The organism is Pseudomonas sp. RW407 (assembly GCF_003176655.1).
Taxonomy (GTDB): Bacteria; Pseudomonadota; Gammaproteobacteria; order Pseudomonadales; family Pseudomonadaceae; genus Pseudomonas; species Pseudomonas delhiensis.
Genome location: NZ_QGSL01000106.1, coordinates 720,586 through 724,629, shown reverse-complemented (window position 1 = coordinate 724,629; position 4,044 = coordinate 720,586). Strand labels below are relative to the sequence as shown.

The 4,044-nt window shown below is 72.5% G+C and carries 2 protein-coding genes; both read right to left on the bottom strand.

The window, feature by feature from the left end:
• Positions 1-16: 16 nt before the first annotated feature.
• Entirely contained in the window at positions 17-3,148 is a 3,132-nt protein-coding gene (locus DK254_RS20125; RefSeq protein ID WP_109935183.1) for a CusA/CzcA family heavy metal efflux RND transporter, read from the bottom strand.
• Between the two features lie 15 nt (positions 3,149-3,163).
• On the bottom strand, positions 3,164-4,044 hold an 881-nt coding region (locus tag DK254_RS20120), incomplete at its 5' end, for an efflux RND transporter periplasmic adaptor subunit (RefSeq protein WP_109935182.1).

Here is a 4,044-nt window from a genome sequence, read left to right as displayed (position 1 = left end):
TTTTTTACGTCCCTGCTCAGCCCACCTCATCACGCCTGTGCGCCCAGCGATACAGCGCCGGCAACACCAGCAGCGTGAGCGCAGTGCTGGAGAGAATGCCCCCGATCACCACCGTAGCCAGCGGCCGTTGCACCTCGGCGCCAGTCCCTGTCGCCAGCGCCATGGGCACGAAGCCCAGCGACGCCACCAGCGCCGTCATCAACACCGGGCGCAGCCGCGTCAGGGCGCCTTCGTGGATGGCCGCGTCCAGGCCGCGACCCGCCTCGCGCAGGTTGCGGATGAAGGCGAGCATCACCAGGCCGTTGAGCACCGCCACCCCGGACAGGGCGATGAAGCCCACCCCCGCGGAGATCGACAGCGGGATGTCGCGCAGCCACAGCGCCGCCACCCCGCCGGTGAGGGCGAAGGGGATGCCGGTGAACACCAGCAGGCCGTCGCGGACGTTGCCGAACATCATGAACAGCAGCACGAAGACCAGCAGCAGCGCCACCGGCACCACCACCCGCAGGCGCTCGGCCGCCGACTGCAACTGCTCGAACTGGCCGCCCCAGGCGGTCCAGTAGCCGGCCGGCACCTGCACTTCGCCGGCCAGGCGCTGTTCGGCCTCGGCGACGAAGGAGCCGATGTCGCGGCCGCGCACGTTGGCGCTGACCACCACCAGGCGCTTGCCGTTCTCCCGGCTGACCTGGTTCGGCCCCTGCAGCAGTTGCAGCCGCGCTACTTGGCCGAGGGGGATGAAGGCGATGCGCCCGTCGGCACCGGCCGGCAACGGCAGCAGCAGGCGCGACAGGCCGTCGACGTCGCTGCGCTGCGCCTCGGGCAGGCGCACCAGCAGGTCGAAGCGGCGGTCGCCCTCGAACAGCGTGCCGGCCTGGCGCCCGCCCACGGCGATGGCGACGAAGTCCTGCACGTCGCCGACGGCCAGGCCGTAGCGCGCCGCCCGCTCGCGGTCGATGTCGAGGGTCAGCACCGGCAGGCCGCCGGTCTGCTCCACCTTCACCTCGGAGGCGCCGGGCACCTGGCGCAGGGCCTCGGCGATCTTCCCGGCGGTCTGCTCGAGCACCGCCATGTCGTCGCCGAAGACCTTCACCGCCACGTCGCTGCGCACCCCGGAGATCAGCTCGTTGAAGCGCAGCTGGATCGGCTGCGACAGCTCGTAGTTGCTCCCCGGCACCTCGGCGGCGGCGCGCTGGATTTCCGCCACCAGCTGCGCGCGCGGCTTGCGCGGGTCCGGCCAGTCCTGCTGCGGGCGCAGCATCAGGTAGCTGTCGGAGATGTTCGGCGGCATGGGGTCGGAGGCGATCTCGGCGGTGCCGGTGCGGGCGAACACCCGCTGCACCTCCGGCACCCGGGCGAGGATGTGGCGCTCCAGGCGCGCCTGCAGCTCCACCGACTGCGTCAGGCTGGTGCCCGGCACGCGCAGGGCCTGCAGGGCGAAGTCGCCTTCGCTGAGGCTGGGCACGAACTCGCTGCCCATGCGCGTGGCCAGCAGGCCGGCGCCCAGCACCAGCAGCGCGGCGCCGGCGAACACCCGCGCGCGGTGGCCCATCACCCAGCCCAGCACCGGCTCGTAGCCGCGGCGGGCGCCGCGCATCAGCCAGTTCTCCCGCTCCTGCACCCGGCCGCTGACAAAGATCGCGATAGCCGCCGGCACGAAGGTCACCGACAGCAGCATGGCGCCGAACAGCGCGATGACCACGGTGAAGGCCATGGGGTGGAACATTTTCCCCTCGACGCCGGTGAGGGCGAAGATCGGCAGGTACACCACCATGATGATCAACTGGCCGAAGATCAGCGCGCGGCGTGCCTCCTTCGACGCGGCGAACACCTCGTGCAGGCGCTCGCTGCGCGTCAGCAGGCGGCCGTGGTGCTGCTGGGCGTGGGCCAGGCGGCGGATGGCGTTCTCGACGATGACCACCGCGCCGTCGACGATGATGCCGAAGTCCAGCGCGCCCAGGCTCATCAGGTTGGCGCTGACGCGGTTGGCGAACATGCCGCTGAAGGTGAACAGCATGGCCAGGGGGATGACCATGGCGGTGATCAGCGCCGCGCGGAGGTTGCCGAGGAACAGGAAGAGCACGGCGATGACCAGCACCGCGCCCTCCAGCAGGTTCTTCTTCACCGTGGCGATGGCCTTGTCCACCAGTTGCGTGCGGTCGTACACCGGCACCGCGCGCACCCCCGCCGGCAGGCTGCGGTTGACCTGCTCCAGGCGCTCGGCCACGGCGGCGGCGACGCTGCGGCTGTTCTCGCCGATCAGCATGAACACCGTGCCCAGCACCACCTCGCGGCCGTTCTCGGTGGCCGCGCCGCTACGCAGCTCGCGGCCGATCTGCACCTGGGCCACGTCGCGCACGCGGATCGGCGTGCCGTCCAGGTTGGCCACCAGCACGTTGCCGATGTCCTCCAGGCCGGCCAGCTGCCCCGGCGCGCGCACCAGCAGTTGCTCGCCGTTGCGCTCGATGTAGCCGGCGCCGACGTTGCCGTTGTTGCGCTCCAGGGCCGCCAGCAGGTCGGCCAGGGTCAGGCGGTGCGCGGCCAGGCGCTGCAGGTCCGGCGCCACCTGGTACTGCCGGGCCTGGCCGCCGATGGTGTTGATCTCGGCCACGCCGGGCACGTTGCGCAGCTGCGGCTTGACGATCCAGTCCTGGATCACCCGCAGGTCGGTGGGGGTGTAGGGCGTGCCGTCCTCCTTGCGCGCGTCCTCGGCGGCCTCGATGGTCCACAGGAAGATCTCGCCCAGGCCGGTGGAGATCGGCCCCAGCGCCGCCTCGGCGCCTTCGGGCAGCTGCTCGCGGGCCTGCTGCAGGCGCTCGTTGACCAGTTGCCGGGCGAAGTAGATGTCGGTGCCGTCGGCGAAGATCGCCGTCACCTGCGACAGCCCCGAGCGCGAGATCGAGCGCGTCTGCTGCAAGCCCGGCAGGCCGGCCATGGCGGTCTCGATGGGGTAGGTGATGCGCTGCTCGGTCTCCAGCGGCGAGTAGCCGGGGGCGGCGGTGTTGACCTGCACCTGGACGTTGGTGATGTCGGGCACCGCGTCGATCGGCAGCTTCTGGTAGCTGGCCACGCCCAGGGCGGCCATGCCCAGCACGGCGAGCAGCACCAGGTAGCGCTGCTCGATGGCGAAACGGAGGATGCGTTCGAACATGGGGGGCTCCGGCGGTCAGTGGGCGTGCTCGGCGCCGGCCTTGCCCAGCTCCGACTTGAGGACGAAGCTGCCGGCGGCGGCGACCTGCTCGCCGGCCGCCAGGCCCTGCAGCACCTCCACCCGGCCCTGGCCGCGGGCGCCCAGGCGCACCGGCTGGGCGACGAAGGCGCCGTCTCGGCGGACGAACACCACGTCCCGTTCCTCCAGGCGCTGCACGGCCGCCTCCGCCACGCTGACCGCCGCCGCCCGCGGCGCGGCGGCCAGCGTCACCTGCACCGGCAGGCCCGGCCGCCAGGCGCCGCCGGGGTTCGCCACCACCACCCGGGCGCTGGCCATGCGCGACTGCTCGCCCAGCAGGCTGCCGACCTGGGCGACGCGGCCCTCGGCGCGCATGCCCAGGTCCACCGCCTCGACCTGCGCCGCCTTGCCCAGCTGCACCCAGGCCAGGTCGCGCGGCGCCACGGCGAAGGTGGCCCAGACCCGCGACAGGTCGGAGAGGGTGAAGGCGGCGCTGCTGGCATCGACCACCTCGCCCAGCACCAGGTGCTTCTCCACCACCACGCCGTCGAAGGGCGCGCGCAGTTCGTAGCGGTCGCCGCCGGTGCCGCCCAAGGCGCCGAGCTTCTGCCGGGCGTTGGCCAGGGCGATCTCGGCTTCCTGGCGGGCCTGGCGCGCCTGCAGGTAGTCCTGCTCGGCGGAGACCTTTTCCCGCCACAGCTGGCGCTCGCGCTCATCGGTCACCCGCGCCAGCTCGAGGCGCCGCTGCGCCGCCGCCAGTTCGCTGCGCAGGTCGGACAGCTGCGGGCTGGCGATCACCGCCAGCAGTTCGCCGCGCTTCACCGCCTGGCCCAGCTCGGCCGCCACCTGCTGCACCACCCCGGCCACCCGCGGCACCA